This is a genomic window from Pseudomonas sp. KCJK9000, from assembly GCF_046230725.1.
Taxonomy (GTDB): Bacteria; Pseudomonadota; Gammaproteobacteria; order Pseudomonadales; family Pseudomonadaceae; genus Aquipseudomonas; species Aquipseudomonas promysalinigenes.
On sequence record NZ_JBJJLN010000014.1, the window covers coordinates 53,527 to 78,213 of the forward strand.

Consider the following 24,687-nt stretch of genomic DNA (forward strand, 5'->3'; position numbering starts at 1 on the left):
ACCACACTGAAGAGGTTCAAATGGGCAAGCTTGCGCTATTTCTAAGTGGCTTTCTGTTGCTGACCCTGCTGGTTGGTTTGCTCGGTACCATCCCGCCCGGCTAAGCCGCTCAGCCCCGCCGGCCCATCTAACCTGCATCGATGGGCCAAGCACCTCCCAAGCTGACTAATGGTAGGTGGATACCGTTCTCTCCTGCAAAAGCCTCGTGTAGTCTGCGCTGCGTCAGAATGGGTCGTGGTCGCGACCTGGTATTTTGCCTCGGGAGTCAGAACATCGATGGAATGCAAAAAAACCACTTCGCCAATGCTGGAGTGGCGCAGCCGTTATCTGAGCGAAGGTTTCCTCGATGAAGATCAGTACGATCAGGCACTGCGGTGTGCCGAGGCTCTGGAGCGCACTGGGATGATCAGCGCGCAGGAATGGATCGAGATGGTTAAGGCGGCGAATGCTGCTCTGTTACACGTGCGATAAGTCCTTCATTGCGCGAGGAAATCTGTCCACAAAAAACGTGGGTAGGTCTGTGGATAACATTCTGAAAGCCAGATTTCCTCAGGCCTCTGTTAAATTGAGCAGAATTTGAACAGCGCTTAATCCTTTCGATCGGGGGCACCTTCCCCAGCTTTGCGTAAAGCGTGCAGCAGTTCGCGCACTCGGGCGGGCAACTCGCCCGAAGGATAAACGGCGTGCATCTGCGGGTCCTGTCCGTTGCTTGAGGTCAGCCGGTAATCTGGGCATACCCGCACCAGGCGGCCAGCCTTGACCTGGGTTTCTGCCACCCAGTCTGCCAGGCGTGCAATGCCGGCGCCGGCCAATGCGCTGTGGTAGACCGCGTCACCGGTCCCCAAACGCAGACGCGGGTGAGGGCGCAGGCTGATGATCTGGTCATCGCGGCAAAAGTGCCAGGCTTTGAGGATGCGTGGTGCGGTATGCAAGATCAACGCATGCGCCTGCAACTGTTCCGGTTGCTCGGGCATGCCAGCACGCGCGACATAGGTGGGGCTGGCATACAGATGGCGGCGGTATCGCCATAACGGGTAGCCAACCAGTTCGCTCGATTGGGGGAAGGCGCCACGGATCACGAAATCGAACTTGCCCTGTAACGGGTCCATTGCCGCATCGCTGTAGTGCACATCGAGGGTGACCCGCGGATGCCGCTGGCTGAACCGGGCCAGTACGCCAGGCAACACGTGCTCACCCAGCAGTTGGGGCGCGGCGAAGCGCATCCAGCCCTCGGCGCTACCGCTAAGGGCGGCCAATTCCTCTGCGGCATCGCGTTGCACATCCAGCAAGCGCTCTGCGTGGGGCAGTAACCGCTCCCCGGCTTCGGTGAGGGTAACGGCGCTAGCGTTGCGGTTGAGCAGCTTACACCCGCTGTTATCCTCCAGAGTTTGCACAGCGCGAGTCACCGCGCTGGGTGAGCGGCCTAAGGCACGTGCGGCTGCAACGAAACTACGCTTGTGCGCGACACTGACGAACGCCTGGATTTCGCGCAGCATGTCCAATGCCATTGAGGGCTCCTGATTGCAGTTTTCGCAACATGGCATTTCAACACAGGGACGCCGTTTTGGTTAGCCTTGCAGCCTGCTTTCACTGCCAGGAACCGTATCATCATGGATATTGCCGTACTTTCCTTGTTCGCGTTCGCGGCCGGACTGATCGATGCTGCCGTCGGGGGTGGCGGGTTGATACAGATTCCGGCGCTGTTCAATGTACTGCCCTCAGCGCAACCTGCAGCTTTGCTGGGTAGCAACAAGCTGGCTTCGGTGTGCGGTACGGCCTTCGCCGCACGCTCATTCATCCGCAAGGTGACCTTGGACTGGGGCCTGATCGTGCCAGCGGCGCTGAGTGCCTTCGTCATGTCGTTCGCCGGGGCGGCTACGGTTTCCCTGGTGCCCCCCAGCTTGATGCGCCCTGCGGTGCTGGTACTGATCGTGCTGATGGCGATATACACGTTTTGCAAGAAGGACTTCGGCACTCTGCACAAGCCCGCGAAGATCGGCCGGCGTGAGCAGTGCCTGGCTGTAGTGATTGGCGGGGCGATTGGTTTTTACGACGGCCTGTTCGGGCCTGGTACGGGTAGTTTCCTGATCTTCCTGTTCATCCGTTTCTTCGCGCTTGATTTCCTGCACGCCTCGGCCTCGGCGAAGGTCGTCAACATCGCTACCAATCTGGCCGCTCTGGTATTTTTCGTGCCTTCGGGCAATGTTCTGTATGCCATTGCCCTGCCGATGGCAGTGTGCAACATCCTCGGCGCATTGACCGGTACCTGGTTGGCTGTGCGCAAAGGGGCAGGGTTCGTGCGGGTGTTGTTCCTGGTATTGCTGTGCGTGTTGATCGCCAAGCTGTCCTGGGACCTGCTGAACTGACTCAGATCACCTGGCGCTGCACCTGTTCCTGCTCGACACGGTTGCGGCCCTGCGCCTTGGCACGATAGAGCGCCTGATCGGCACGGGCCAGCAACTCGTCCAGGGTGGGCGCCGGTTGCTCTGGGGTGCAGCCTGCAAGGCCGATGCTGACGGTGACCTGCAAGCGGGCATTGCCTTGGGCCAGCTGCAGGTCCTGCACCGCCCGGCGTAAGCGTTCGGCGGTGAATATGGCCTGCTGCGGCGCCAGCCCAGGCAGCACCACCACGAATTCTTCGCCCCCCAGGCGGGCCAGCAGTGCATCAGCGTTCAGCTGATCCTGCAGCGTGCGCGCGACCAGGCGTAGCGCTTGGTCACCCACGGCGTGGCCGTGACTGTCGTTGATCGACTTGAAGTGATCGATGTCAAGCATCATCAAGGTCAACGGCAGCCATTGGGAATGCTGCTGGCGGCTGTCGAGCAAGAAATTGGCGCGGTGGCTGAACGCGCTGCGGCTGAGCAGGCCGGTGAGGTGATCGATTGTCGCCTGATGTGCCAGGCGCGCCAGCAAGCTGCGGTTGGCCTGGCTGACGCAGGCCACCACCAGCGGCCCTAGGACCAGCATGGCAATGCCCAGGCGAGCCGACATCAAGGTGGTTACCCCTGGCTCGCTTTGCGGCACGCTGAAGTGCATGAGGTTCTGCGCCACGGCCACGATCAGTGTGCTGCCTGCGGTGAGTGTCAGCAACGACACCATGAAGGGTGAGTAGGTCCAGGCACACCAGAGCAATGCGGCAATCGGAAAAGCGATGGCGCCTGGCCCGCCGAACGCGATACTCAATCCCAGCGAGGCCAGCAGCAATAACAGTGGAGCAAGGCGGATTGGCTTGGCGCCGCTGCGTAACAAGGCTCGGGCCGAGGGCGCGGTGAGCAGGATCGGCAGCACCAGAACGCCAGTCGAGAACTGTTCGCTGAACCAGGCAAGCCAAGTGGCTCGTAGTGATTGCTCAAACCATGGCGTGGCCATCACACAGGCAAGGCTGGCGGCCATCACCGCGCCAGCCGCACAGGCGCCGAACACACTGAGCACCCCATGGGGCGTGCGCATTCGCCGATGTGCGCGTGGCGGGCGCGATAGCAACCACCAGACGGTTACTATCACTGCAAAATTGCACAGGTTGAACCACAGCGCTGGCCCCCAGGCACTGCCGCACACAAGGTCCGCCGCGACCATCGCTACCCATACCAAAGCTAAGCCCACAGGGCTGGCCAGGCGTGGGTAGCGCAAAAGCACGCCAGCCAGTACTGCATTGACCGGCCAGAACAGCGACAACGATTCGATCGGTCGAGCCAGAATGCCTGCCAGGCTTAGGGCGAGGGAGAGCCCGAACAGGGCCAGGGGCGACAGAAAGCGCAAGTGTGCTGGAACAACCATAGGCTCGACCGACAAGCGGAAACGAAATCCAGGACAGCGACATTAAGCACCTGGGGTATTGGCGTGTCAGTGTGTTGGCTTGGGGCGCTTGATGTCAATGTGCCAAAAGGCGTAGGTGGGTGCCTGCTGTCCATCGACGTTCGCCAGACCACCTAAAGGCCGAAAAACCAGGGCACCATGATCACCGTCACCAGCATCACCAACAGCGTGAAGGGTACGCCGATTTTCACGAAGTCGCCAAAGCGATACTGGCCGGGCCCAAGCACCAAGGTGTTGACCGGCGATGACACGGGGGTCATGAACGCTGCCGATGCCGCCAAAGCCACGGTCATCGCGAACGGATAAGGTGACATGCCCAGTTGCGTGGCCGTGCTGATCGCAACCGGCGCCATCAGCACGGCGGTGGCGGTATTGGAAATGAACAGGCCGATGACCGCCGTCACCAAGAATAGGCAGGCCAACATCGCCAGCGGCCCGGCCCCGCCTAGCAGGTGGACTAGCCCACTGACCGCCAAGTCGATACCGCCCGTTTTTTGAAGCGCCTGTGCAAATGGCAGCATGCCAACGATCAGCACCAGGCTCTGCCAATGAATGGCGCGGTAGGCACTGTTCATGTCGATGCATCGCCCGGCGCCCATCAGCAAACAGCCGATCAACGCGGCAATGACATTGGGTACGACGCCGCTGACCATGAGCCCGACCATCACAGCCAGGCTCAGCAGGGCGTAAGGTGCTCGGGCGCGGGCTGGCGCCACCTGGTCGATTTCGGCGGGCAGGCTCAACACCAGAAAGTCCTTGGGCTGGCCTTGCAACTGGCGCACGGCCTTCCATGGTCCGACCACCAGCAGCGTGTCGCCCATGCGCAACTTCTCTTCCACCAACTGCGCTTCGATCGCCGCTTGTTCGCGGCGCAGGCCCACCACGTTGAGGCCGTAGCGGCTGCGAAAGGTTAGCCCCAGGATTGTCTTGCCGATCAATTGCGAGCCTGGGGGCAGCGACACTTCGGCCATGCCCAGCTCTTGGGATTGATCTATGAAGTAAGCCGCTTTGAAATGCAGTGGCTCCAACTGCATGGTCTGGCACAGGCTGCGTAGATTGTCGTGGTTGGCGAACAGGTCCAGTAGCAGCACGTCGCCCTGTTGCAACACCGTGGCCGAATCGGCGGCGATCACCCGGGTGGTGAACTTGTGTTGGCGTTCGATGCCGATCACGTTGGCGCCGTGGCGTGTTCGCAACTCCAGTTCCCCGAGCGTGTGGCCGATCAGGGGCGAGTGTGGGCGGATACGCAGGCGTCGTTCGCGGCCATTGAGTTTGTAGTCGAGTACCAGGTCGAGCAACGTACGGCGGCTCTCCACCCGACCGTCCTTGCGCACTTCGCCATTGAGCCAGTGGCGGGTCAGTAGCATGTAGGCAATTCCCAGCAGCAACACTACCAGCCCGAACGGCGTGAAACTGAAGAAGCTGAACCCCGCTGCGCCATGGCGTATCAACTCGCTATGCACCACAACGTTCGGCGGTGTGGCGACGAGGCTGAGCATCCCGCTGATCAGCCCGGCAAAGCTCAGCGGCATCATCAATCGACCAGGGGAAATCTTCAGGCGCGCGGCGATACTCAGCACCACCGGGATGAAGATCGCCACCACACCGGTCGAGCTCATCACCGAGCCCAGCCCAGCCACCGAGATCATCAACAGGACCAAGAGGCGGGCCTCGCTGTTACCGGCCCGCTCGCTCATCCATTCACCAATGCGGTAGGCGATGCCAGTGCGCACCAACCCCTCGCCTATCACGAAAAGCGCGGCAATGAGTACCACATTGGGGTCGCTGAAGCCTGCCAGGGCCTGTTCGATGGTGAGGATGCCCGTCAAGGGGAGGGCGAGGATCACCAACAGGGCAACGACGTCCATGCGAGGGCGGTTGATGATGAAGAGCGTTACGACAATGGCCAGCAGGCCGAGGACCCAGAGCAGTTCCTGGTTCATAGGGCAGGGTGTTCCTTCACTCAAGTGGCACGCAAGGCAGTCAGTGTGGCAGCTTGTTGTGAAGAGGTGTTGATGTACTGCAGGGTGGGCGTCATTGGGCGTGATGAAAAGGGCCGCAACTAGCGTAATGCTGTTCACTCAAGCCTAGAGGCTCGGCGTGAGCTCTTCGTTGGAGCGCAGATCGAGCGCCGCCCGCGCGGCGCATCGCGAGCTTTGCTCGCTCCTACGTTTGTTTCGGGCCAGTAACGCCTGTGGCAGGTGCGCGCGACCGCCTGGTTAGTACGACGCTATCTCGCGCCATGCACCAAGGCGTCCGCGCGCAGATTCCACAGGATCAATTGGCCCGAAACAAACGTAGGAGCGAGCAAAGCTCGCGATGCGCCGCGCGGGCGGCGCTCGATCTCGCAGGCGCAAAAAGGCTCAAAATGAACCCCAAAAAAATCCGACACCAGATCACTGGTATCGGATTTTTCGACCGCAAGCCTGGGCTCTAATGCTTAAGTGAACAGCATTACGCGACTAGCGGCCCTGATGCTTGGTGTCATTCAGTGACGACGGTGATGGCGGTGCTTTTTTCTGCCACCCTCGTCACCCAAGTGGTTCCCCAGGGCTCCCCCGGCTGCACCCCCAAGGCCCGCACCGACGGTAGAGCCGGTAGAGCCGCCGACCGCCCCGCCCAGCAGCGACCCGCCTGCCGAACCGAGCCCGCCGCCAATTGCCGCTTGGGTTCGATTGCTTTTCTTGGCAGCCACAGCACTCCCTGCAGCGCCGCCAACACCGGCGCCTATGGCTGCGCCGGTGCGCCCGCCAAGTTGCTGGCCGACAACGTTGCCCAGAACGCCGCCCAGGCCTCCGCCAATGGCGCTGGTACCGTCACCGGCGAAAGCGCTTTGGCACAACAGCAGGCCCAAGGCAATGGAAGGCAGAGTCAGACGCATGATTGGAACCTCAAAGCAATGGCAGGTGGAGATGCCGCAAATGTTGGGCGCCGCGGCAGGCAAAACGATCAAACATCAGTAACGGCCGCCGCGCCATTGGCGATCGTCATCGTCGCGGTCATGCCGATGATGGTGGCGATGGCCGCGGTCGTCATCGCGCCAGCCGCCGTCATCACGATGGTGGTGGTGATAGCAACCTGACAAAAGCAGAAAGGCAGCAATCAGCGAACAGCTTGCGAAGCGGGTCATCGGTTTATAGGTCCTTGATCTGCATAGGTTTACGGGACACCTACTGAGACTGGGATCGATCCAATTGGTTTCCAGGGCGTGCAAAAAAATGCCGTGCGAGCGATGAGAGGCATGCTTGCACGGCGTTGAGGCTGCGTTTGGGCAACCTTAGGAAGCGGGGTGGATCGCCAGCACCACGCCATTGGTGATCTGGATCAGCACGTAATGGTCACCCATGCGTACCCAGTGGCTTTCTTTCTCTGGAGCGGGCAGGCCTTTGGCTTTCCAGTTGGTGATGGCGTTTTCATCGCGCTTGTACTGGTCTGGCGCTTTATCTCCGACCTTCAGTTCGCGGTTGTGGGTTTCAGGCGCCTTGACGCTCTCTTCTGCCGAAGGGGCAGCGAAGCTCACTACGGGCAAGCTGGCAATCAACAGGGCGGGTAGAAGATGTTTGAATTGCATGGAGCTCTCCTTTGTTCGGTTACTATCTGCGACAGCGGCCTGCTTGGGACAATTCCTTTGCAATGCTAGAGTCGCTTTCTTTTTTTTGCCCCGAGGATGGAACATGCGAGCAATTCTGCCGTTGGCTGCGGCGCTGGTATTGGTCGGTTGCGCGAGCGCGACCATGGATGCGGCGCGCGCCGGCAAACCTGTGGCTCGGCTCGATTCGCAGAAGGCGCCGGAGCTGGTGGCTCAGTGCATTCAGTTCAGTTGGCAGAAGGAGGAGGTATTCGGCGATGACGCTGGAGGTTACCTGCAGCCGCGCAAGCAGGGCGGTTTGACTGTTTATACCCGCGAAGCTGAGTCGTTCGTCGATGTATATCCGCAGGCTGGCGGCACGCGGGTGGATTACTTCGCGCAAAAAAATGACAGCATGGCCTTGCAGCGTCGAGCGGCGGCGGCGACCTGCTTGTAACGTTTGCGCTGTGGGCCACGTCGCGGGTCGCCGTGACGTGGCCATTGCCCATCAGGACAGGAAACCCCCGTCGACATTCAGCGCAGTACCTGTGGTATAGCTGGAGGCGTCGCTGGCCAAATACAGCACCGCCCCGGCCATTTCCTTGGGGTCCGCAACGCGCTTGAGTGGAATCTGCTGCAGTGCGCTGTTGAGGATGGCATCGTTCTTCACCAGCGCGGAGGCGAACTTGGTGTCGGTCAGCCCTGGCAGCAGGGCGTTGCAGCGAATGCCAAATTGCGCGCACTCCTTGGCAAACACCTTGGTCATGTTGATCACTGCTGCCTTGGTCACCGAGTAGATGCCCTGGAACAAGCCGGGCGTAACGCCGTTGATCGAGGCCACGTTGATGATGCTGCCACCACCGTGCTTGCGCATCAGCTTGCCGGCTTCTACCGACATGAAGAAATAGCCACGAATATTCACATCGACGGTTTTTTGAAACGCATTCGGGTCCGTGTCGAGCACGTTGCAGAACTGCGGGTTGGTCGCAGCATTGTTGACGAGAATATCCAGTCGCCCGAACTGTTCGCCAATGCCGGCAAACACTTGCTGTATCTGATCCATTTCACCGATGTGGCAAGCGATGGGGGTTGCCTTCCCGCCTGCGGCGATAATGGCGTCGGCCACCTGCTGGCAGCCCTCCAGTTTGCGACTGGAAACGATCACGTGGGCACCCTGCTGAGCCAGCAAATGGGCAATGGCTTCGCCGATACCACGGCTGGCACCGGAGACGAAGGCGATCTTGCCGTCGAGGTCGAACAGTGAAGTCTTGGGCATGCTGGTTTCCTTGTTGTCTGGCATCAAAGCGGGGATGTGCCGATGACTTGCAGGCTCATCTGCTCCAGCAGCCGGTTCATGTGAATGAACTGGGCGAAGCGTTTGTCCTGGGTCTGGCCGTGGTGGTAGCGGTAATAGATTTGCTGAACGATACCGGCCAGGCGGAACAGGCCATAGCAGTAGTAATAATCGAAATTGTCCAGGCGGATACCAGCGCGCTCAGCGTAGTAATCGACGAACTGGCGCCGAGTGAGCATGCCGGGCGCGTTGCTGGGTTGGCGGCGCATCAGCTGCACAGGCGCAGGGTCCCCGGCTTCGATCCAGTAGGCCAAGCTGTTGCCCAGATCCATCAGGGGGTCGCCTAGGGTAGCCATTTCCCAGTCGAGCACGCCGATGATGCGCATGGGGTTATTGGCGTCGAGGATCACGTTGTCGAAGCGGTAGTCGTTGTGCACGATGCCTGGGCGTGGGTGGTCGGCAGGCATTTTATCCTGGAGCCAGTTGATCACTTTTTCCCAGCGCGGCGCATCCGCAGTCATGGCTTTTTCGTAGCGGCTGGTCCAGCCCTCGATCTGGCGCTGTACATAGCCCTGTGGCTTGCCCAGGTCTTGCAGACCACAGGCGCGATAGTCCACCTGGTGCAACTCGACCAAGCGATCGATGAAGCTTTTGCACAAAGCCTCGGTTCGTTTGGCGTCCAACCCGAGCTCCGGGGGAATGTCTGAACGCAGAATTACGCCTTCCACCCGCTCCATGACGTAGAACTCACTGCCGATCAACGAATTGTCGGTGCAGTGGGCATAGGCCTTGGGGCAGTAAGGGAAGCCGCTGTTGAGTTGGTTGAGGATGCGAAACTCGCGGCCCATATCGTGGGCCGATTTGGCTTTTTGGCCGAAAGGGGGGCGGCGCAGTACGAATTCACGGCTTGGGTAACTGACCAAATAGGTGAGGTTGGACGCACCACCAGGAAACTGACTGATGCGTGGTGTACCCTCAAGGCCCGGAATGTGGCTTTTCAAATAAGGGTCTATGACCGCTGCGTCGACTTCTTCGCCGGGACGTACCTGGGTGGACTGATCGGTGAGGGTCATGCGTTTTCCTTATTTTCTGGCGCAAGGACTATTGGTTAATCTAATGGCCTGGCAGCATTGGAACAAGCGTGCCATGTACCCTATAGGCCAGCGTGTTGCTGAGCGATCACCGCACCGAATGCTGGGCATAAAAAAACCGAAGCCGCTCAGGCTTCGGTTTTCATAGGGAGCAGTAAAGCACCCGTTCAGGCAGGGAACAGCTCGCTGAGTTTCATCGACAGCATCATGTCGCCTTCAACGCGCAGCTTGCCACCCATGAACGCCTGCATGCCGTCCGTTTCACCGCTTACGATCCCCTTGAGAGTCTCGCTGTCCATTACCAGCGTGCAATTGGCGTCTGGGTTCTCGCCTTCCTGCAGGTCGCACGTGCCATCCTTGATGATCAGCGCGTAGTGCTTGTTTTCGTCAGTGATGTTGAAGCCGTACACCAAGTCCAGGCCGGCAGCAGCGGACGGGTTGAACTTCTCTTGCATCTTTTTCACGGCATCAGCTACGGAGGTCATGGTGCATTCCTTATAGAGTGATATTCGCATCCCCGCAGGGACAAACAAGCCGGGCTCAACGGTAGGTGATGAGCTCCGGCGCCCTCAACAGCAGCACATGTGCTTGGCTGTTGAAGGAAGCCAGTGCCACGTCACGGCCGCGGAACTTCAGCTGGCTCAGTGACGTGTTGATGATCTGCCAGTTCAGCGCAAAGGCCTGGCTGGGAGTGATCCGGGTTATCAGGTGTAGCAGAGCGGCGATGGTGCCACCGGAGGTGAAGACGGCAATGTTGTCGCCGCTGCCTGCGGTGCTTAGCACCCGCTGCAAGCCGCCTTCGACCCGGCCGATGAAGGCCTGCCAGGTCTCCAGCTCGCCATCGCTGTGATCACCAGCGTGCCAACGCTGGACCATGAGCGCGAATAGGCGCTGGAACTCGCTGCGGTGCTGCGCAGCATTACGCAGTACTTCACCGGCGTGTGGCTCTTCAAGTAGCAGGCCTGGCAGCAGGACACGAATCACGCCGTCGGCGTCGAACTCGTTGAAGGCCGGGTCGGTCTCAATGTTTGGGACTGGGCCGCCAAAGGTGCTCAGCGCCTGCACCGCATGCCGGGCGGTGTCCTGCTGGCGCCGCAGGCTACCGGCAATGCAACGATCCAGGCGCAACCCGACTTGGCCGAGGTGTTCACCCAAAGCCTGGCTCTGGCGCACGCCCACAGGCGAGAGGACGTCGTAGTCATCTGCACCGAAGGAAGCCTGGCCGTGTCGGATCAGGTAAAGATTGCCCACTGGTGTATCCGGCGTTGAAGGTTGCTGCGAGGTTAGGATGCGCTAGAGAGGCTGTCAACGAAAAAACATACAAGCGTTTGAAAAGGTTGTTTGAACTGTGTTGCTGACGTTTACCATCAGCTGGCGATGGCAGGGGCTCAACGGTATGCTTGCAAGAGTTTCGCGCCAATCTGGCGCAGGTTCATAAGGAGTCAATGTGGAGTTTCTTGCTGAATACGCAAGCTTCCTCGCCAAAACCGCCACGCTGGTGATCGCTATCCTGGTGGTGCTCTCTGCTGTCGCTGGTTTGCGCGGCAAGGGGCGGCGCAAGGCGGGTGGACAGCTACAGGTCACCCGCCTCAACGAATTCTACAAAGAGCTGCGCGAGCGCCTGGAAAGCGGCTTGCTAGACAAAGCCCAGCTCAAGGCGCTGCGCAAGCAGCAGGCCAAGGCGGAAAAAAAGCAGCACAAAGGCAAGGGCCAAGAGAAGGGCCGAGTGTTCGTGCTCGACTTCGATGGCGACATCAAGGCTTCGGCCACCGAAAGCCTGCGTAACGAAATCACCGCACTGCTTACTCTGGCCACTCCGCATGATGAAGTGGTGCTGCGCCTCGAAAGTGGGGGCGGCCTGGTTCACAGTTACGGCCTGGCAGCCTCGCAGCTGGCGCGCATCCGTCAAGCCGGCATTCCGCTCACAGTGTGCATCGACAAAGTCGCGGCCAGCGGTGGATACATGATGGCCTGCATCGGCGAGAAGATCGTCAGTGCCCCCTTCGCCGTTTTGGGTTCGATCGGCGTGGTGGCGCAGTTGCCCAATGTCAACCGCCTGCTGAAGAAGCACGACATCGATTTCGAAGTGCTGACAGCTGGCGAGTACAAGCGCACCCTCACTGTGTTTGGCGAGAACACCGAGAAGGGCCGGGAGAAGTTCCAGGAAGACCTCGACGTCACTCACCAGCTGTTCAAGGACTTCGTAGCCCGCTATCGTCCGCAGCTGCATATCGACGAAGTGGCGACGGGGGAGGTCTGGCTGGGTGTTGCTGCACTCAATCGCAAGCTGGTCGATGAGTTGCAGACCAGTGACGAGTACCTCAGTGACCGCGCTCGCACGGCCAATCTGTTCCACCTGCATTACGCCGAGCGCAAGAGCTTGCAAGAGCGAATAGGCATGGCTGCCAGCGGCAGCATCGAGAACGCTTTGGTGGGGCTGTGGAGCAAGCTCAGCCGCTTGCGCTAACACCTTGAACCCGCTGAAATTTTTTTCTGTTCAGGGGGTTGCAAGGTTGCAGGAATGTAGACATAATGGCGCCCATCGAAACGCAGCAAGCTCTGAAAAGACGCGGTGTTTCAAGGAGATAGCAAAGCGCAAGCAGCTAGCTCCGAACTTTGAGGCCGAGTAGCAAAGTGGTTATGCTCCGGATTGCAAATCCGTCTACGCCGGTTCGATTCCGACCTCGGCCTCCACCATTCGAAAGCCCCGCAGATTAACGTCTGCGGGGTTTTTCTTTTGTGCTCAAAAAACCAGGTCTAAGCCGCATCTGCATCAAATGATGATTGAGCATTTTGTTTGTTGCGATGAATGTTGGTGTCGCTCATCGGTTTTTAACGCAATTCTGGAACCTTCATCCCGCTGCTTAGGGTCGGTTTGATAGGACTGACTATCAATAGCTTGGGGATCACTTCTCATGAGTCATGATAAACATGAGCGCCAATATCAGGCGTACCAAGCTCTCAAAGCATTGAGTGATCTGGCGGCAGATACCATGAAGCAGATCGCTTACGAGCAGATGGAGCATATCGATTGGGACGAAACTTGCCGTCGTCACCGCGAGGCTTTTGCTCACTGGATCGAATATGCCGAGATGCAACGCAGGCGCGCCATCGACCCACCTGACGCCGGACCTGCAAGCCGAAGTTCACCTAAAAAACCGCCCAGTCGATACGGCATGCGTTAGGGTTTCGTGAAAAGTCTTGAGAGCTGGACATCTAGTATCAATACAGCGCGAGGAGGAGAGTGCTCAACGCCCCCTTAGGATTTTCAACGCTTTTAAAACGAACCCTTCTTGCAACTTCAATGTGATTCATAAAGTTTGCCCCCGGCTGGTCGCTACCTGCGGGGGGCACTTGATTGATTTTCCCTGGCCCGAGCAACCTGCCCTCAGGCAGGTTGGCATTGAAGTTTCAGGACCGGTACTGGATCGTGTATGAGTCATCCGGCTGGGGTTCAATGATGACGGGCACACCAAAGATCTTACCGTTGCATTCACTAACGACACATCGATGAACGGAGCCCTGCTTGAGTTGAGACCACAATCCTTCATCATGTATGACGATGCACAGGACGCGCTTCTCTGGATCCTCGCTGACTTGAGGCTCAAGGTAGTCTAGATCGCACCCAAACCCCTGCTGTGTTAGCACTGGGTCGAAACCGATCACCACCCCATGCCTTTTCAGATCTTCCCGAATACGCTCGATCACCTCATCCGCTTCTTGTTTCAACATGATCGTCACCCCACGGTGCTTGTACCACTTAAACTTTAGCTGACCTTTGTGGTTTGGGTTAGTTATCGGATCAATGACCAAAAGCCTGCGCTAGCCGCGGTGGCAGAGGACGGCTCGGTATTCAACCATGGCTCAGCGACAAAGCGCTGATGATACAAACCGATCCATCCTCGGCGGGAGTCGTCTCGGAATAGTCGATTTGGTTGTAGATTCCGCCATGAAATTCCAATAGGTGATTGGCCCACGTGTGGTCGAGCTGTAAGCCGCTCGACGATCTGGACGTGCCGTTGCATCTGGCAGTCACCTTGACCTCGCCTGTAGCGGCGGCGTGGATGATAACGTCGAACACCGCCCCCAGTGGCACGCCCTGTAGGAGGGTGCTGTTGACAGGGTTGGTTTGGTCGTAAGTCTGTCTGAAGCCAAATGTGATGTTGCCTTTGTTCCAGAACACCTTCAGTGGAGGGCTGTCATCTCCACGCACGTGCATCTGGCTGACTACCACCTTTTGCGCCGAGTTGACCTTGGTCAGCGACATGGTCTGTCGGCTCCAATGCTCAGGCGCGCTACCGATTGTCCAATTCTGTGTCTCGGACCATTCGCAACGGGTTCTGTGGGTACTCTTGCTGGACGCGCCTTTGGTTGGAGCCCACAGCTGGATCGACCCGTCCTCGAGCATTTTCACTACACGTGGAAAACGTTCGATAGCTTCTGCACCGTTAATTTCCAAGGCAACGGGGTTGGTGGGGGAGACTGCCAGCGGCGTAGCAATCGTTAGATTGCTGATATTTACGGTCATGATCCCTCCTGCCGATAAATGATTGGCTTGGCAGACTCCTGCCAGGCCTCAAGCATCGATTCGCTTCCCTTCGGATTGTTTGAACGTCAGCGAGAAGATTGGTGATACTGTATTTATGTACAGTACATCGAGATCATGCTCTTTCAATACCCCGCACCAATACAGCATGTGCGCGGGTTCACAGTTCCAAAAAAGAAAACCCGCCAAACAGAGGCGGGCCTAAAGAACGTACGGAGCACAATCAGATTGCCTCAGCACTTGTCATTGAATCGTGAATTTAACGTGTGCTGGGCGTGCGGCGTTACTCATCCAAAAAAAGCCCGCAGCAAGGCGGGCGATAAACGTTCTGAAGGGAGCGATTGAATACTGAGGGGGGGCGGTTAACTCATCATTAACCGCGATGCATTGACCTTCAGCGGCTATAAGCCTATACAGGCATGCCACACGACCAGGAGCCATCATGCGCGACGAAAACGACTTGCACGAGCCTGAGCATGATCACCTGCTCGATCAAGAATTCCTTGATGAAGAGTTCGAACTAGAAGCGGATGCTCAAGGCGCCGAGGACGAGATCGAGGGCGATTTGCTGGATGACCTCGACGACGATGAGTATGACCACCCAGCATGGCATGATGATTTGGACGACTGAATCAGCGCCCGTCGATCGAGAAGCGCCCGGGGCCGCTGGCTGCCAAGGCCAGCAGGCCGCCACAGATACTAAGGTTTTTCAGAAATTGCGTCATGTTGGCGGCGCGCTCTGGGTCGACCATGTTCCAGAAGGGGTGGCCAATCAGTGCGGTGCCCAGCACGAACAGCACGAACAGCAATGCCAACGGACGGGTATAGAAACCCAGTATCAGCAAAATTCCCACGATGAACTCCATCACCACCGCGACCGCTGCCGCCACCATGGGAGCGGGTGCGCCCAGCGAGGTCATGTAGGCTACAGTGCCGTCGAAGCCCGTGAGCTTGGCCCAGCCTGAGACTACGAAAAGCACCATCAATAGCACGCGAGCAAGCAATAGAAACAAGTCGCGTTGGCCGGCCAACAGTGAATAGCGCATGGTTGCGTACCGAAAAATAGAGACAAGTTCCACTTTAGCAGTTGCGCTAAAAACTGCCGGAAAGCAAAAAGGCGCCGCGAGGGCGCCTTTTCGACGAATTCAGGGATCAGCGGCTGGGTTCTTGCCTGCTGTCTAGGATGGTGCCTCGACCCGGACTCGAACCGGGACGCCGTTAGGCGGCGCATTTTAAGTGCGATGTGTCTACCAATTTCACCATCGAGGCACGACGGATGCCGTGGATTAGACCTGAAAAACTTGCATAAATCAACGATTTAGATAGCTGCAATCGTTGCGGCGGCCTTAATCGCTCAGATGACTTTTGACGTAGCGCACCGTCCGTTCAAGCGCTTGGCTCATATCAGGATGGCTCAGTTGATACTTGCTCTCCAATTGCCTGCTGATCGTCATGTCGAAGCGCTGAGTCTGAATGAAGTTCAGCGACTCTGCGCTGAGAGTCAGGCGGGCTGCCACGCCTGGCAACGCTAAAAGCCACTTGAGCAGTGTTATCGGTACATGATGTTGTGGCGCTTTGACTCCCAGGACCTGTGCTATCCGTTCGAGCATCCCCTGCAAGTTGGGGGTGTGTTCATAAAGCGCCAATACCTCCCGATTGACCATGGTGTGGTCAACGGCTACGGCAATCATCATGTCAACCAGATAATCCACGCTCACCAACGGCAGCCAGTGCCTGCGCGAGCCTGGGATAGCCTTGAATCTTCCCTGAGCAAGGTTGCGAACCAGGTCGGCAAGTGGTTGCCCACGGGTGATGTGGCCGCTGCAGCTGTGTCCGCAGACCGTAGCGGGGTGAACGATCGTGTAATCGGCACACCGTTGCTTCATAAAATTGATAACTGTGAAGTGCGACTCGATCTTGCTGGCCTCGTAGCCGCCCACCCGGTCGTACACCGCCGGCCAGTCGGTATTTTCGGGGCGTTGAGTATCGACCCCGATAGCGGCAAGGTGCTCAAAATTTTGTAGCATGAAACCACCCACCATTATCAAGCGACTGCGCATGTCAGCCGCAAGCCTGGCAACGTTGAGGGCGCCTTGCACATTGATCGCGCGAGCGCGCTCCAGGGTCAGTCCCCAGGAAAATTGGGCAGCGAGGTTGAAAACGATTGAGGCTGAGGAAACCCTCAACCGGTCTGCTGAATGCAGCCCCAGCCCCTCCTGGCTGATATCACCGTGCACCGCACCGATAAGCGCAGGGTCACCGCCCAGCCGATGAACCTGTTCCTTGAGCTGTTCAATAGCTTCCGGGCGGCGCATCAACACCCAGGCTTTGTGCCCCCTGGCGGTCAGACCTGCAAGTAGATGCTGCCCAACGAACCCGGTACCGCCTGCAACGAAGCATTCAACGCCCATGCCTGACTCCTTGTTTGTATGATTGGCGCAGGCTAAGGTGTCGAGCGTGCTCTACAGTCAAGGCATTTGATATGAACATAGGTGAACTGGAGCGACGCAGTGGCGTCGGGCGTCATGCTTTGCGCTATTACGAGCAACTCGGGTTGATTGTGGCCCATCGACAGGCCAACAATTACCGAAGGTACAGTGATCAGGCGGTAAGCGACCTGGCATTCATTCAGAGTGCGCAGGCTGGTGGCTTTTCGCTGGCAGAAATCGGTGCAATCCTCGCGGCAAAGCGGGGCAAAACAATCGACTGCGCGCAAGGAGCTGCATTGGTGAGCCGCAAGATGGCCGAGATCGAGGCGAAGATTGCTGCACTGAATGCCACCTATGCCATCTTGGAAGCGGAGCGCATCAATCTTCAAGCCAGTGCCATCGCCAATGGCTTATTGATCAGCTGAGTGTCACTAGGCTTGCTGCAGGTTTTGCCCACGACTGCTGGATCTGAGTGATGCGCCAAGGTATAACGCCTTGTTATATCAGTTCAGACGCTGCCACCTATGCTTAATGAGAGCAGACCCCGCTTAGCTCCTGAGCATCCAGCCATGACGCAGTTTTGGCTGCATTGATATTTGGGCTGTCTGGTTGCATCCGAGTCTATGCAGTCAACGAGCGCAGTGCTGGTTGAATCAGACCGTTGATGAGCCGATACAACCAGCGCTGTCTTCCCTAGGTGTGCTTGGTTAAGCTAACCAGATCCTTAGCGCTGCGCCCGTGGAGGCTGCATGCTTTCAGCTGAATGTGTCGATCACCCTGCCATGCCTGCTAGCCGCTATGAGCAGCTTGTGCAGTCCGTAGTCGACTATGCCATCTACATGCTAGACCCCGATGGCCGAGTGGTGTCGTGGAACGCAGGTGCCCAGCGGATCAAGGGCTACGATGCCGATGAGGTCATAGGTCAGCACTTCTCACTGTTCTTCACGCCGCAGGACTGCGCCGATGAGCGCCCGCAACGCTTGCTCAAACAGGCGCTTGAACAGGGCAGAACACAGGACGAAGGCTGGCGTGTACGCAAGGACGGCACGCAGTTCTGGGCGTTGGCGGCCATGGATGTGATCCGTGACGAGCAGGGGCAAATCGTCGGCCTTGCCAAAGTCACTCGAGATATCACTGACCGACGCGAAGCAGCCCTGCAACTCGATGCCGTGCGCGCCCAGTTGTTCGAGGTGCAAAAGCTCGAGGCGTTGGGCCAGCTCACCGGCGGGCTGGCACACGACTTCAACAACCTGCTGACCATCATCATCAGTTCGGCGCGCATGGCCAAGGCCAGCCCGGACCCCGTCCGCGTCCAGCGCATGATCGAGCATATTCTACAAGCCGGGCAGCGTGGCACTGAATTGACTCAGCAATTGCTGAGCTTCGCTCGCCATCGACAACTGGAGGTCACGCTGCTCGCCCCCCTTGAGGTTCTGGCATCCACTCGTGGTCTGGTCGAGCACGCGTTACCACGCGAAATCGTGTTGCACGAGCGTTTGGACTGCGATCTGCCGTTGATTGAGGTCGATGCCGGCCAGCTGCAGATGGTGCTGCTGAATCTGTTGTTCAACGCGCGCGACGCGGTAGGCGAGCGGGGCGTGATCGAATTGGCTGTCCACCGCGTCGACCTGGCAGGTGAGGTGGATGGGTTGCAGGGCAGGTTCGTGTGCTTTGAGGTGCGTGACAGCGGCGAAGGTATCGAACCTGAGGTGTTGCCACGTATCTTCGAGCCTTTCTTCACCACCAAGCCTTTTGGCAAAGGTACGGGGCTCGGCCTCAGCCAGGTTTACGGCTTTGCCAAACAGAGCAATGGCGCGATCAGCGTCCACACTCAATCTGGCCAGGGTACGTGCATGCGCCTGTATCTGCCGGCCTATCAGCCCGGTCCCCGGGCGCAAGAAGACAGGTAGCCAACATGGTGCAGGCACTCAAACGGCTGGTCACGGGGATTCAGGGGCTCGATGCGCTGCTCAAAGGTGGGTTGGTCGCGGGCGCTTCCTACATCGTTCAAGGCCCGCCTGGGGCGGGCAAAACCATCATGGCCAACCAGTTGGCCTGCGCTCATGTGCGCGATGGTGGCAAGGTCCTGGTAGCCACGCTGCTCAGCGAGTCCCACGAGCGGTTGTTCCAGTACCTGGCTACCTTGTCATTTTTCGACCCGGCCTTGGTCGGCGATCAGATCCAGTTCGTCAGTGCCTTCGACACCCTGGAACAGGAGGGGCTGGATGAGGTGGTCAAACTGCTGCGCCAGGAAATCGGCAAACAGCAGGCGAGCCTGTTGATCGTCGATGGAGTGCTCAATGCCCGAGTGCGGGCCGAAACCACGTTGGACACTAAAAAGTTTGTCTCCGAGCTTCAAGGGCATGCAGCGTTCGCCGGTTGTACGGTGCTGCTGCTGACCAGCGCGCGACTGGATGACAATAGCCCCGAGCACACCATGGTCGACGGCGTGATCGAGTTGGGTGAGCAGTTGGTCGGCAGCCGCTCGATACGTCATGTGCAATTGCGCAAGACGCGGGGCAGCGGGGCTTTGTCCGGTCGCCACGAGTGCCTGATCGACGAGTGTGGGGTGCACGTGTACCCGCGTCTGGAAGCGCTTTACAGCCAGCCCAGTCAACTTGGGTCGGCCTCCCTGAGCCGTATATCCACGGGTGTCGAAACTTTGGATGAGATGTTGGGCGGTGGCATGACACTGGGTTCGGTCAGCCTGTTGATGGGCCCCTCCGGAATCGGCAAGACCTCCATGGGGCTTGCGTTTCTGGCCGCCGGCAGCGCGGCACAACCGGCCTTGCATTTCGGCTTTTACGAGACGCCTGCCAGGTTGCGGTTGAAGGCGGCCTCGATAGGCTACGACTTCGCAGAGCTAGAGCGCCAGGGGGCTTTGCACTTGTGCTGGCAACCAACCACCGAGGGCCTGCTGGATCAGGTAGGTGCGCGCTTGCTGGAGATGGTGGAGCGTACAGGTAGCAAGCGCGTGTTGATCGACAGCCTGGGTGCTTTCAGCCGGCTGGCCACTGAACCGGCGCGGCTCAATGCATTCTTTCGGGCCTTGATGGGCGAGTTGCGGGCGCGCGACGTGAGCGTGATGCTCACATGGGAGATGCGCGATATCTTCGGCTCGGAAATCACAGCCCCTGCGCCGGACCTATCAAGCATCGTCGACAATCTAATGTTGATGCGCTTCGTCGAAATGGATTCGCAATTGCGACGTATGCTGTCGATCCTGAAAGTACGCGACAGTCATCACGACCCTGCGCTGCATGCGATGCACTTCGGGCCCCAGGGTATCAGCCTGCACAAGGCGTTCGAGGGCGCCTGCGGTGTGCTCTCGGGTACCCCTGTTGCGCAAGGAGGGGCTGATCAAGCCGGGCGATGAACACCATACTGATTGTCGATGACGAATACCTGATCGCCGATATTCTTGGGTTTGCCCTGGAGGACGAGGGCTTTCTGGTGGAAAAGGCCAGCAACGGTCGCAAAGCGCTGGAGGCTCTAAAGGCAAAGCGTGTTGAGCTGGTGATCACCGACTACATGATGCCTGTGCTCAATGGTGAGGAGCTGGTGCGGGCTATTCGTGATGAGCTGGCCTTGCCCCACCTGCCGGTAATCTTGATGAGTGGCGCTCAGGCCAGTCAAGGGCGCCCCGAACTGTTTGCTGCAGTTTTCGACAAGCCCTTCGACATGGACAAGATGATCGCCAAGGTACATGAACTGCTAGGCGACTGATAACAGGCTGCGTGAGCCTCTACCCTGCGATCAAGCGCGTCCGTGCGGCTTGAACCGAGGCTTTGTGGTCACTGCTGGTCGTCGTGCTTCTCTGGAGCCGGGCTACCGGCCTGGATACGTTTGAAGATTTCTTCACGGTGCACCTGAACATCTTTCGGTGCGTCGATGCCAATCCTCACCTGCATCCCTTTAACGCCCAGAATGGTGACTTTGATGTCATCATTAATGACGATGCTCTCGCCAACCTTACGGGTGAGTATCAGCATGTAGTTCTCCTTGGTGATATAGAAATCCGGCGAACCATTGGGTTGCGACGGTGGGAGCTCGTCCCTCTTCCTTCTCATTAAAGACGCTTTCGGCGCTTAGTAATTCCCCGAAAGACAAATTCTGTTGCGTGTCTTCAGTCACAGGTGCCCAGATATCGGCGGTCAAGCGCGTCGGCGAAGGTGCTCGCTGGCAAGAATAGGGGGGATCGACATTTATTGGAAATTTCTCTGCCTGATCGGGCAGATAGTTCGTCTCAATCATCCGTTTTGGTTTCCAGAGCCTGAAGAAACAGCAACAGTGCCACCTCTTCGGCATCGAGCCCTTTGCGTACACGCCGGCTCGGCAAGTCTGCCAAGCGTCCTAAAGCGTAATGCTCAAGCACGGCGGGGTGAATATAGCAGCGCCTGCACACTGCCGGTGTGTTGCCCAGCCTTGCCGCCACTTGCTTGACGATGGTGGCGACCTGGCGTTTGGCTTCGCTGTCCGGCTCCCAGGCCAGAGGCCGCAACAGGCTAAGTGCCAGGCTGCTGCCCGCCCAGGTTCGATAGTCCTTGGCGGTGAAGTCGGCACCGGTCAGCTCCTGCAAAAACTGATTGACCTCGCTTGAACCAATACTGTGCCGTTGCCCATCGTCATCCAGGTACTGAAACAGCGCTTGCCCTGGCAGCTCCATGCAGCGCTTGAGCAGATTGGCCAGGCGCCTGTCTTGCAGCGTGACGTTGTGCTCGACCCCTCGCTTGCCACGAAACTGGAAACGGATCGTACTGCCTTGCACCTGGACATGGCGATTGCGCAGGGTTGTCAGGCCGTAGGACTTGTTGTCGCGCAGGTAGCGTTGGTTGCCGATGCGGATCAACGTGTGGTCCAGCAAGCTCACGACCAGTGCCATGACTTTTTCACGATCCAGGCCAGGGCGCGCTAAGTGAATTTCCAACTGCGCGCGCAGTTTGGGCAGGGCTTGGGCAAAGGCCAGCATCCGACCGTATTTGTGCTGATCTCGCAGTTCCCGCCATTGGGCGTGGTAGCGATACTGTTTGCGGCCGCGTGCATCGCGCCCGGTGGCCTGCAGATGGCCTTGTGGGTCGCTGCAGATCCAGACGTCGGTGTAGGCCGGTGGGATCACTAGCGCGGCGATGCGTGCAAGGGTCGGTTTGTCCTTCACCCGTTGCCCGTCAGCATCGAGGTAGATGAAGCGGTCACGCCAGCGGCGCCGAGTAAGGCCCGGCTGGCTGTCTTCGACGTAGTGCAGACTTGGAGGCAGAGGGCAGTCGAGCATTGGCATCAGGCCTCGGTAGGGTTCCTGATCAATGGACAACGGCGGCATCAATGATGCTCACCCCAGTAATGCCACCGACTTGATCTGCGCGTAGAGCGTCTGACCGGGGTGCAGTCCAAGCTGGTCGGCGGAGAAGCGGGTGATCCGCGCCAGCAAAGCGTTGCCGCCAGCATCCAGGCTAACCAGCATATGGGCCGGGTTGCTCGACGGGCGTGCCAGGCAGACCTGCACCGGCAGGCGGTTGAGAATGCTTGAAGTATCGTCGGCGCGCAGCGCCAGGCTTACATCTCGCGCTTGGACTTTCACCCGTACTGGGCTGCCGATGCTGTGCGCCGGGTGGGCGATTCGCAACACGGGTCCATCATGTGCGGACAGGCGCAGGTCCAGCAGCCCGTAGTGCGCGTCGTGGCCGACGACCGTCCCTGTTAACACGACCCCGGCGTCCTCGTCCTGGGCCAGGGGCAGGTCAAGGCGAGCCAACGTTTCGCTGATCGGCCCGCTGGCGATCGCCTGGCCTTGTTCCAGTAGTACCAGGTGGTCGGCCAGCCGAGCCACCTCGTCCTGGGCATGACTGACATACACCAAAGGGATATCAAGTTCGTCATGCAGCCGTTCCAGATACGGCAAGATCTCTCTTTTGCGAGGCCCGTCCAGTGCGGCCAACGGTTCATCCATCAGCAACAGTTGTGGGCTGCAGAGCAGTGCGCGGGCGATGCCCACCCGTTGTGCCTCACCGCCAGACAACGTAGTCGGTTTGCGGTCGAGCAAGTGGCCGATGCCCAACAATTGGCAGGCCTGGTCAAGGCTGACCTTACGCGCCGCTTGAGCGATGCGCCGCCAGCCGAATTGCAGATTGCTGCGCACCGACAAGTGGGGGAACAGGCTGGGCTCCTGGAATACGTAGCCCACCGGCCGTAGATGCGGCGCCAGAAAATGGCCGTGGGCGCTATCTTCCCAGATGACTCCATTGACCTCGATATAGGCGCTGGCAGCCCGCTCCAGCCCGGCCAGGCAGCGTAGGCACGAGGTTTTGCCTGAGCCGGAGTGGCCGAACAAAGCACTGATGCCTCGGCCAGGGAGGTTGAGGTCGATATCCAGGGTGAAGTCGTCGCGCGCCAGCTTCAGTCGCGCCACTATCGATCCGCTCATTTTAAGCCCAGCCTGTTTTGGCGCGGCGCCCGGCATACAGCAAGAGCAGCACCAGGAATGAGAAAATCAGCATGGCGCCGGCTAGCCAGTGGGCTTGTGAATAGGCCATGCCCTCGACATGGTCGAAGATCTGCACTGAAACCACCCGCGTCTTGTCTGGGATGTTGCCGCCGATCATCAACACCACCCCGAATTCCCCCACCGTGTGGGCGAAACCGAGAATGCTGGCGGTGACAAAACCCGGGCGTGCCAATGGCAGCACAACGTGTACGAACGTGTCCCAAGGGCTGGCTCGCAGGGTGGCAGCCACTTCCAAGGGGCGCTGACCAATGGCGCTGAAAGCGTTCTGCAGCGGCTGCACTACGAAGGGCATGGAGTAAACGGTCGAGCCGATCACAAGGCCGGTAAAGCTGAACACCACGGTACCCAGCCCCAATGCCTGGGTAGCCTGGCCCAGCCAGCCATGGGGCCCCAAGGCGATCAGCAGATAAAAGCCGATCACTGTTGGAGGTAACACCAAAGGCAACGCCACCACTGCGCCCACTGGCCCGCGCAGCCATGAACGCGTGCGGGCCAGCCACCAAGCGATGGGCGTGCCGACGATCAGTAGGATCAACGTGGTCAAGCTGGCTAGCTTGATCGTCAGCCAGATCGCACCAAAGTCACTGGCATCCAGGGGCATCAGATTTCATAGCCGTACGACTTGATCAGCGCAGCGGCCTTCGGGCCTCTGAGGTAGTCCACCAGGGCTTTTGCCGCCGGGTTTTCCTTGCCTTTGTTGAGGATCACTGCATCCTGACGGATCGGCTCATGCATGCTGGCCGGTACTATCCAGGCCGAGCCACTTTGTACCTTGCCGTCTTTGTAGATTTGCGACAAGGCGACAAAGCCCAGCTCGGCGTTACCAGTGGACACGAACTGGAACGCCTGGGTGATGTTCTGGCCTTCGACGATTTTGCCTTTGGTGGCCTCGGTCAGTTTCAGTTTGTCCAGTACTTGAGTCGCTGCCAGCCCATAGGGCGCAGTTTTCGGGTTGGCGATCGACAAATGCTGGAATGCATTCTTTTTCAGCACATCACCTGCTGCATCGACGTAGCCGGGCTTTGCCGACCATAACGCCAGGGTGCCGATGGCGTAGGTGAACCGCGAGCCAGGAACGATCTCTTTCTCAGCTTCCAGCTTCATCGGCGTGCTGTCGTCAGCTGCGAGAAATACCTCAAACGGCGCACCGTTCTTGATCTGCGCGTAGAACTGCCCGGTGGCGCCGTAGGCTGCGACCAGTTTGTGGCCGGTGTCCTTTTCGAAGTCCTTGGCGATGGCCTGTATAGGCGCGGTGAAGTTAGCAGCGACCGCGACCTGTACCTCTTCAGCACACGCGCTATTGAGGTGGATCAGGCTGGCCAGGGTGGTGGCGGCCAAGGGCAGAAGGCGAATGCGCATGTAGAGAGTTCCTTAGAGGGTTATCGTTATGATGTTTAATATATAGCGATAAACCAAGAATCGGAAAGGGCCTGGCAGGGCGGTC

The 24,687-nt window shown here is 58.7% G+C and carries 29 protein-coding genes and 2 tRNA genes; 11 read left to right on the forward strand and 20 right to left on the reverse strand.

The genetic code is table 11. The annotated features are described in order from the left end of the window. Nucleotides 1-276 precede the first annotated feature (276 nt). Nucleotides 277-471: a hypothetical protein gene (locus tag ACK59H_RS08965; protein ID WP_060477972.1), complete on the forward strand. Its 195-nt coding sequence runs from the start codon at nucleotides 277-279 to the stop codon at nucleotides 469-471. Nucleotides 472-587: 116 nt separating this feature from the next. Here ACK59H_RS08965 and ACK59H_RS08970 read toward each other — a convergent pair whose 3' ends face one another. Then, nucleotides 588-1,508, reverse strand: a complete 921-nt coding sequence (locus ACK59H_RS08970; protein WP_409264406.1) for a LysR substrate-binding domain-containing protein — start codon at nucleotides 1,506-1,508, stop codon at nucleotides 588-590. A gap of 99 nt (nucleotides 1,509-1,607) precedes the next feature. Here ACK59H_RS08970 and ACK59H_RS08975 point away from each other — a divergent pair, with 99 nt between their 5' ends. Further along, entirely contained in the window at nucleotides 1,608-2,366 is a 759-nt protein-coding gene (locus tag ACK59H_RS08975) for a TSUP family transporter (protein WP_060478035.1), read from the forward strand. A gap of 1 nt (nucleotide 2,367) precedes the next feature. Here ACK59H_RS08975 and ACK59H_RS08980 read toward each other — a convergent pair whose 3' ends face one another. From ACK59H_RS08980 to ACK59H_RS09000, 5 genes are all read right to left on the reverse strand, one after another. Further along, nucleotides 2,368-3,792, reverse strand: a complete 1,425-nt coding sequence (locus ACK59H_RS08980) for a GGDEF domain-containing protein (RefSeq protein ID WP_060477970.1) — start codon at nucleotides 3,790-3,792, stop codon at nucleotides 2,368-2,370. A gap of 137 nt (nucleotides 3,793-3,929) precedes the next feature. Beyond that, nucleotides 3,930-5,759 carry an SLC13 family permease gene (locus tag ACK59H_RS08985; RefSeq protein WP_060477969.1) on the reverse strand — a complete coding sequence of 610 codons (1,830 nt, stop codon included), beginning with the start codon at nucleotides 5,757-5,759 and terminating at the stop codon, nucleotides 3,930-3,932. 545 nt (nucleotides 5,760-6,304) lie between these two features. After that, on the reverse strand, nucleotides 6,305-6,697 hold the full coding sequence (locus ACK59H_RS08990) for a glycine zipper domain-containing protein (RefSeq protein WP_081016693.1): 393 nt from the start codon (nucleotides 6,695-6,697) through the stop codon (nucleotides 6,305-6,307). A gap of 68 nt (nucleotides 6,698-6,765) precedes the next feature. After that, on the reverse strand, nucleotides 6,766-6,918 hold the full coding sequence (locus tag ACK59H_RS08995) for a hypothetical protein (protein WP_155500305.1): 153 nt from the start codon (nucleotides 6,916-6,918) through the stop codon (nucleotides 6,766-6,768). A gap of 175 nt (nucleotides 6,919-7,093) precedes the next feature. Beyond that, the gene (locus ACK59H_RS09000) at nucleotides 7,094-7,387 is read right to left on the reverse strand and encodes an RcnB family protein (RefSeq protein WP_060479926.1); all 294 of its coding nucleotides are present in this window, start codon (nucleotides 7,385-7,387) and stop codon (nucleotides 7,094-7,096) included. Between the two features lie 103 nt (nucleotides 7,388-7,490). On the opposite strand from ACK59H_RS09000, the gene ACK59H_RS09005 reads away from it, so the two are divergent. After that, nucleotides 7,491-7,841 (forward strand): hypothetical protein, encoded by a 351-nt coding sequence (locus tag ACK59H_RS09005; RefSeq protein ID WP_060479925.1) that lies wholly within the window; start codon nucleotides 7,491-7,493, stop codon nucleotides 7,839-7,841. Nucleotides 7,842-7,892: 51 nt separating this feature from the next. Here the strand turns inward: ACK59H_RS09005 and ACK59H_RS09010 are convergent, their stop codons facing one another. The 4 genes from ACK59H_RS09010 to ACK59H_RS09025 form a co-directional block, all read right to left on the reverse strand. Then, on the reverse strand, nucleotides 7,893-8,660 hold the full coding sequence (locus ACK59H_RS09010) for an SDR family oxidoreductase (protein WP_060479930.1): 768 nt from the start codon (nucleotides 8,658-8,660) through the stop codon (nucleotides 7,893-7,895). A 23-nt stretch (nucleotides 8,661-8,683) separates the two neighbouring features. Beyond that, nucleotides 8,684-9,751 carry a phosphotransferase family protein gene (locus ACK59H_RS09015; protein WP_060479924.1) on the reverse strand — a complete coding sequence of 356 codons (1,068 nt, stop codon included), beginning with the start codon at nucleotides 9,749-9,751 and terminating at the stop codon, nucleotides 8,684-8,686. A 185-nt stretch (nucleotides 9,752-9,936) separates the two neighbouring features. Then, nucleotides 9,937-10,254 (reverse strand): SCP2 sterol-binding domain-containing protein, encoded by a 318-nt coding sequence (locus ACK59H_RS09020; RefSeq protein ID WP_060479923.1) that lies wholly within the window; start codon nucleotides 10,252-10,254, stop codon nucleotides 9,937-9,939. 55 nt (nucleotides 10,255-10,309) lie between these two features. Next, nucleotides 10,310-11,020 (reverse strand): histidine phosphatase family protein, encoded by a 711-nt coding sequence (locus ACK59H_RS09025; RefSeq protein WP_060479922.1) that lies wholly within the window; start codon nucleotides 11,018-11,020, stop codon nucleotides 10,310-10,312. A 196-nt stretch (nucleotides 11,021-11,216) separates the two neighbouring features. Between ACK59H_RS09025 and sohB the strand changes: the two genes are divergently transcribed. From sohB to ACK59H_RS09040, 3 genes are all read left to right on the forward strand, one after another. After that, on the forward strand, nucleotides 11,217-12,236 hold the full coding sequence (gene sohB / locus ACK59H_RS09030; RefSeq protein WP_060479921.1) for a protease SohB: 1,020 nt from the start codon (nucleotides 11,217-11,219) through the stop codon (nucleotides 12,234-12,236). Nucleotides 12,237-12,389: 153 nt separating this feature from the next. Further along, a tRNA-Cys gene (locus ACK59H_RS09035) sits at nucleotides 12,390-12,463 on the forward strand. 221 nt (nucleotides 12,464-12,684) lie between these two features. Then, the gene (locus ACK59H_RS09040) at nucleotides 12,685-12,954 is read left to right on the forward strand and encodes a hypothetical protein (protein WP_155500304.1); all 270 of its coding nucleotides are present in this window, start codon (nucleotides 12,685-12,687) and stop codon (nucleotides 12,952-12,954) included. A 226-nt stretch (nucleotides 12,955-13,180) separates the two neighbouring features. Here ACK59H_RS09040 and ACK59H_RS09045 read toward each other — a convergent pair whose 3' ends face one another. Continuing rightward, complete coding sequence (locus ACK59H_RS09045) at nucleotides 13,181-13,501, reverse strand: hypothetical protein (RefSeq protein ID WP_060479929.1); 321 nt, start codon at nucleotides 13,499-13,501, stop codon at nucleotides 13,181-13,183. 121 nt (nucleotides 13,502-13,622) lie between these two features. After that, on the reverse strand, nucleotides 13,623-14,297 hold the full coding sequence (locus ACK59H_RS09050; RefSeq protein WP_060479919.1) for a polysaccharide lyase family 7 protein: 675 nt from the start codon (nucleotides 14,295-14,297) through the stop codon (nucleotides 13,623-13,625). A 460-nt stretch (nucleotides 14,298-14,757) separates the two neighbouring features. Between ACK59H_RS09050 and ACK59H_RS09055 the strand changes: the two genes are divergently transcribed. Then, a complete protein-coding gene (locus tag ACK59H_RS09055; RefSeq protein ID WP_060479918.1) occupies nucleotides 14,758-14,946 on the forward strand; it encodes a hypothetical protein in 189 nt (62 codons plus the stop codon). A gap of 1 nt (nucleotide 14,947) precedes the next feature. Here ACK59H_RS09055 and ACK59H_RS09060 read toward each other — a convergent pair whose 3' ends face one another. From ACK59H_RS09060 to ACK59H_RS09070, 3 genes are all read right to left on the reverse strand, one after another. Continuing rightward, nucleotides 14,948-15,361 carry a DoxX family protein gene (locus ACK59H_RS09060; protein ID WP_060479917.1) on the reverse strand — a complete coding sequence of 138 codons (414 nt, stop codon included), beginning with the start codon at nucleotides 15,359-15,361 and terminating at the stop codon, nucleotides 14,948-14,950. 138 nt (nucleotides 15,362-15,499) lie between these two features. After that, nucleotides 15,500-15,584: transfer RNA gene (locus tag ACK59H_RS09065), tRNA-Leu, on the reverse strand. Nucleotides 15,585-15,661: 77 nt separating this feature from the next. Next, on the reverse strand, nucleotides 15,662-16,726 hold the full coding sequence (locus tag ACK59H_RS09070; RefSeq protein ID WP_060479916.1) for an SDR family oxidoreductase: 1,065 nt from the start codon (nucleotides 16,724-16,726) through the stop codon (nucleotides 15,662-15,664). Nucleotides 16,727-16,797: 71 nt separating this feature from the next. Here ACK59H_RS09070 and ACK59H_RS09075 point away from each other — a divergent pair, with 71 nt between their 5' ends. The 4 genes from ACK59H_RS09075 (at nucleotide 16,798) to ACK59H_RS09090 (ending at nucleotide 20,470) form a co-directional block, all read left to right on the forward strand. After that, a complete protein-coding gene (locus tag ACK59H_RS09075; protein WP_060479915.1) occupies nucleotides 16,798-17,169 on the forward strand; it encodes a MerR family transcriptional regulator in 372 nt (123 codons plus the stop codon). 324 nt (nucleotides 17,170-17,493) lie between these two features. Then, nucleotides 17,494-18,654 (forward strand): nitrogen regulation protein NR(II), encoded by a 1,161-nt coding sequence (locus tag ACK59H_RS09080; RefSeq protein WP_060479914.1) that lies wholly within the window; start codon nucleotides 17,494-17,496, stop codon nucleotides 18,652-18,654. 5 nt (nucleotides 18,655-18,659) lie between these two features. Further along, entirely contained in the window at nucleotides 18,660-20,120 is a 1,461-nt protein-coding gene (locus ACK59H_RS09085) for an ATPase domain-containing protein (protein ID WP_060479913.1), read from the forward strand. Then, nucleotides 20,117-20,470, forward strand: a complete 354-nt coding sequence (locus ACK59H_RS09090) for a response regulator (protein ID WP_060479912.1) — start codon at nucleotides 20,117-20,119, stop codon at nucleotides 20,468-20,470. Before ACK59H_RS09085 ends, ACK59H_RS09090 begins: the two co-directional genes overlap by 4 nt. Nucleotides 20,471-20,538: 68 nt before the next feature. On the opposite strand, the gene csrA is transcribed toward ACK59H_RS09090, so the two are convergent. From csrA to modA, 5 genes are all read right to left on the reverse strand, one after another. Further along, nucleotides 20,539-20,736, reverse strand: a complete 198-nt coding sequence (csrA, locus tag ACK59H_RS09095; RefSeq protein ID WP_060479911.1) for a carbon storage regulator CsrA — start codon at nucleotides 20,734-20,736, stop codon at nucleotides 20,539-20,541. Nucleotides 20,737-20,990: 254 nt separating this feature from the next. Further along, nucleotides 20,991-22,013, reverse strand: a complete 1,023-nt coding sequence (locus tag ACK59H_RS09100; protein ID WP_060479910.1) for a DNA topoisomerase IB — start codon at nucleotides 22,011-22,013, stop codon at nucleotides 20,991-20,993. A gap of 57 nt (nucleotides 22,014-22,070) precedes the next feature. Next, nucleotides 22,071-23,162 (reverse strand): molybdenum ABC transporter ATP-binding protein, encoded by a 1,092-nt coding sequence (modC, locus tag ACK59H_RS09105; protein ID WP_060479909.1) that lies wholly within the window; start codon nucleotides 23,160-23,162, stop codon nucleotides 22,071-22,073. Between the two features lies 1 nt (nucleotide 23,163). Beyond that, the gene (gene modB, locus ACK59H_RS09110) at nucleotides 23,164-23,844 is read right to left on the reverse strand and encodes a molybdate ABC transporter permease subunit (RefSeq protein WP_060479908.1); all 681 of its coding nucleotides are present in this window, start codon (nucleotides 23,842-23,844) and stop codon (nucleotides 23,164-23,166) included. After that, a complete protein-coding gene (gene modA / locus ACK59H_RS09115) occupies nucleotides 23,844-24,602 on the reverse strand; it encodes a molybdate ABC transporter substrate-binding protein (protein ID WP_060479907.1) in 759 nt (252 codons plus the stop codon). Before modA ends, modB begins: the two co-directional genes overlap by 1 nt. Nucleotides 24,603-24,687: the final 85 nt, after the last annotated feature.

What these genes read in the sequence shown, in the direction of transcription:
- ACK59H_RS08985 (WP_060477969.1), bottom strand. Translation starts at nt 5,759, where the DNA reads ATGAACCAGGAACTGCTCTGGGTCCTCGGCCTGCTGGCCATTGTCGTA.
- ACK59H_RS09080 (WP_060479914.1), top strand. Translation starts at nt 17,494, where the DNA reads ATGCTTTCAGCTGAATGTGTCGATCACCCTGCCATGCCTGCTAGCCGC.
- ACK59H_RS09075 (WP_060479915.1), top strand. Translation starts at nt 16,798, where the DNA reads ATGAACATAGGTGAACTGGAGCGACGCAGTGGCGTCGGGCGTCATGCT.
- modB (WP_060479908.1), bottom strand. Translation starts at nt 23,844, where the DNA reads ATGCCCCTGGATGCCAGTGACTTTGGTGCGATCTGGCTGACGATCAAG.
- ACK59H_RS09090 (WP_060479912.1), top strand. Translation starts at nt 20,117, where the DNA reads ATGAACACCATACTGATTGTCGATGACGAATACCTGATCGCCGATATT.
- ACK59H_RS09100 (WP_060479910.1), bottom strand. Translation starts at nt 22,013, where the DNA reads ATGCTCGACTGCCCTCTGCCTCCAAGTCTGCACTACGTCGAAGACAGC.
- ACK59H_RS09085 (WP_060479913.1), top strand. Translation starts at nt 18,660, where the DNA reads ATGGTGCAGGCACTCAAACGGCTGGTCACGGGGATTCAGGGGCTCGAT.
- modC (WP_060479909.1), bottom strand. Translation starts at nt 23,162, where the DNA reads ATGAGCGGATCGATAGTGGCGCGACTGAAGCTGGCGCGCGACGACTTC.
- ACK59H_RS09000 (WP_060479926.1), bottom strand. Translation starts at nt 7,387, where the DNA reads ATGCAATTCAAACATCTTCTACCCGCCCTGTTGATTGCCAGCTTGCCC.
- ACK59H_RS08970 (WP_409264406.1), bottom strand. Translation starts at nt 1,508, where the DNA reads ATGGCATTGGACATGCTGCGCGAAATCCAGGCGTTCGTCAGTGTCGCG.
- csrA (WP_060479911.1), bottom strand. Translation starts at nt 20,736, where the DNA reads ATGCTGATACTCACCCGTAAGGTTGGCGAGAGCATCGTCATTAATGAT.
- ACK59H_RS09050 (WP_060479919.1), bottom strand. Translation starts at nt 14,297, where the DNA reads ATGACCGTAAATATCAGCAATCTAACGATTGCTACGCCGCTGGCAGTC.
- modA (WP_060479907.1), bottom strand. Translation starts at nt 24,602, where the DNA reads ATGCGCATTCGCCTTCTGCCCTTGGCCGCCACCACCCTGGCCAGCCTG.
- ACK59H_RS09020 (WP_060479923.1), bottom strand. Translation starts at nt 10,254, where the DNA reads ATGACCTCCGTAGCTGATGCCGTGAAAAAGATGCAAGAGAAGTTCAAC.
- ACK59H_RS09040 (WP_155500304.1), top strand. Translation starts at nt 12,685, where the DNA reads ATGAGTCATGATAAACATGAGCGCCAATATCAGGCGTACCAAGCTCTC.
- ACK59H_RS09055 (WP_060479918.1), top strand. Translation starts at nt 14,758, where the DNA reads ATGCGCGACGAAAACGACTTGCACGAGCCTGAGCATGATCACCTGCTC.
- ACK59H_RS08990 (WP_081016693.1), bottom strand. Translation starts at nt 6,697, where the DNA reads ATGCGTCTGACTCTGCCTTCCATTGCCTTGGGCCTGCTGTTGTGCCAA.
- ACK59H_RS09015 (WP_060479924.1), bottom strand. Translation starts at nt 9,751, where the DNA reads ATGACCCTCACCGATCAGTCCACCCAGGTACGTCCCGGCGAAGAAGTC.
- ACK59H_RS09070 (WP_060479916.1), bottom strand. Translation starts at nt 16,726, where the DNA reads ATGGGCGTTGAATGCTTCGTTGCAGGCGGTACCGGGTTCGTTGGGCAG.
- ACK59H_RS09060 (WP_060479917.1), bottom strand. Translation starts at nt 15,361, where the DNA reads ATGCGCTATTCACTGTTGGCCGGCCAACGCGACTTGTTTCTATTGCTT.
- ACK59H_RS08965 (WP_060477972.1), top strand. Translation starts at nt 277, where the DNA reads ATGGAATGCAAAAAAACCACTTCGCCAATGCTGGAGTGGCGCAGCCGT.
- ACK59H_RS09005 (WP_060479925.1), top strand. Translation starts at nt 7,491, where the DNA reads ATGCGAGCAATTCTGCCGTTGGCTGCGGCGCTGGTATTGGTCGGTTGC.
- ACK59H_RS09045 (WP_060479929.1), bottom strand. Translation starts at nt 13,501, where the DNA reads ATGTTGAAACAAGAAGCGGATGAGGTGATCGAGCGTATTCGGGAAGAT.
- ACK59H_RS09010 (WP_060479930.1), bottom strand. Translation starts at nt 8,660, where the DNA reads ATGCCCAAGACTTCACTGTTCGACCTCGACGGCAAGATCGCCTTCGTC.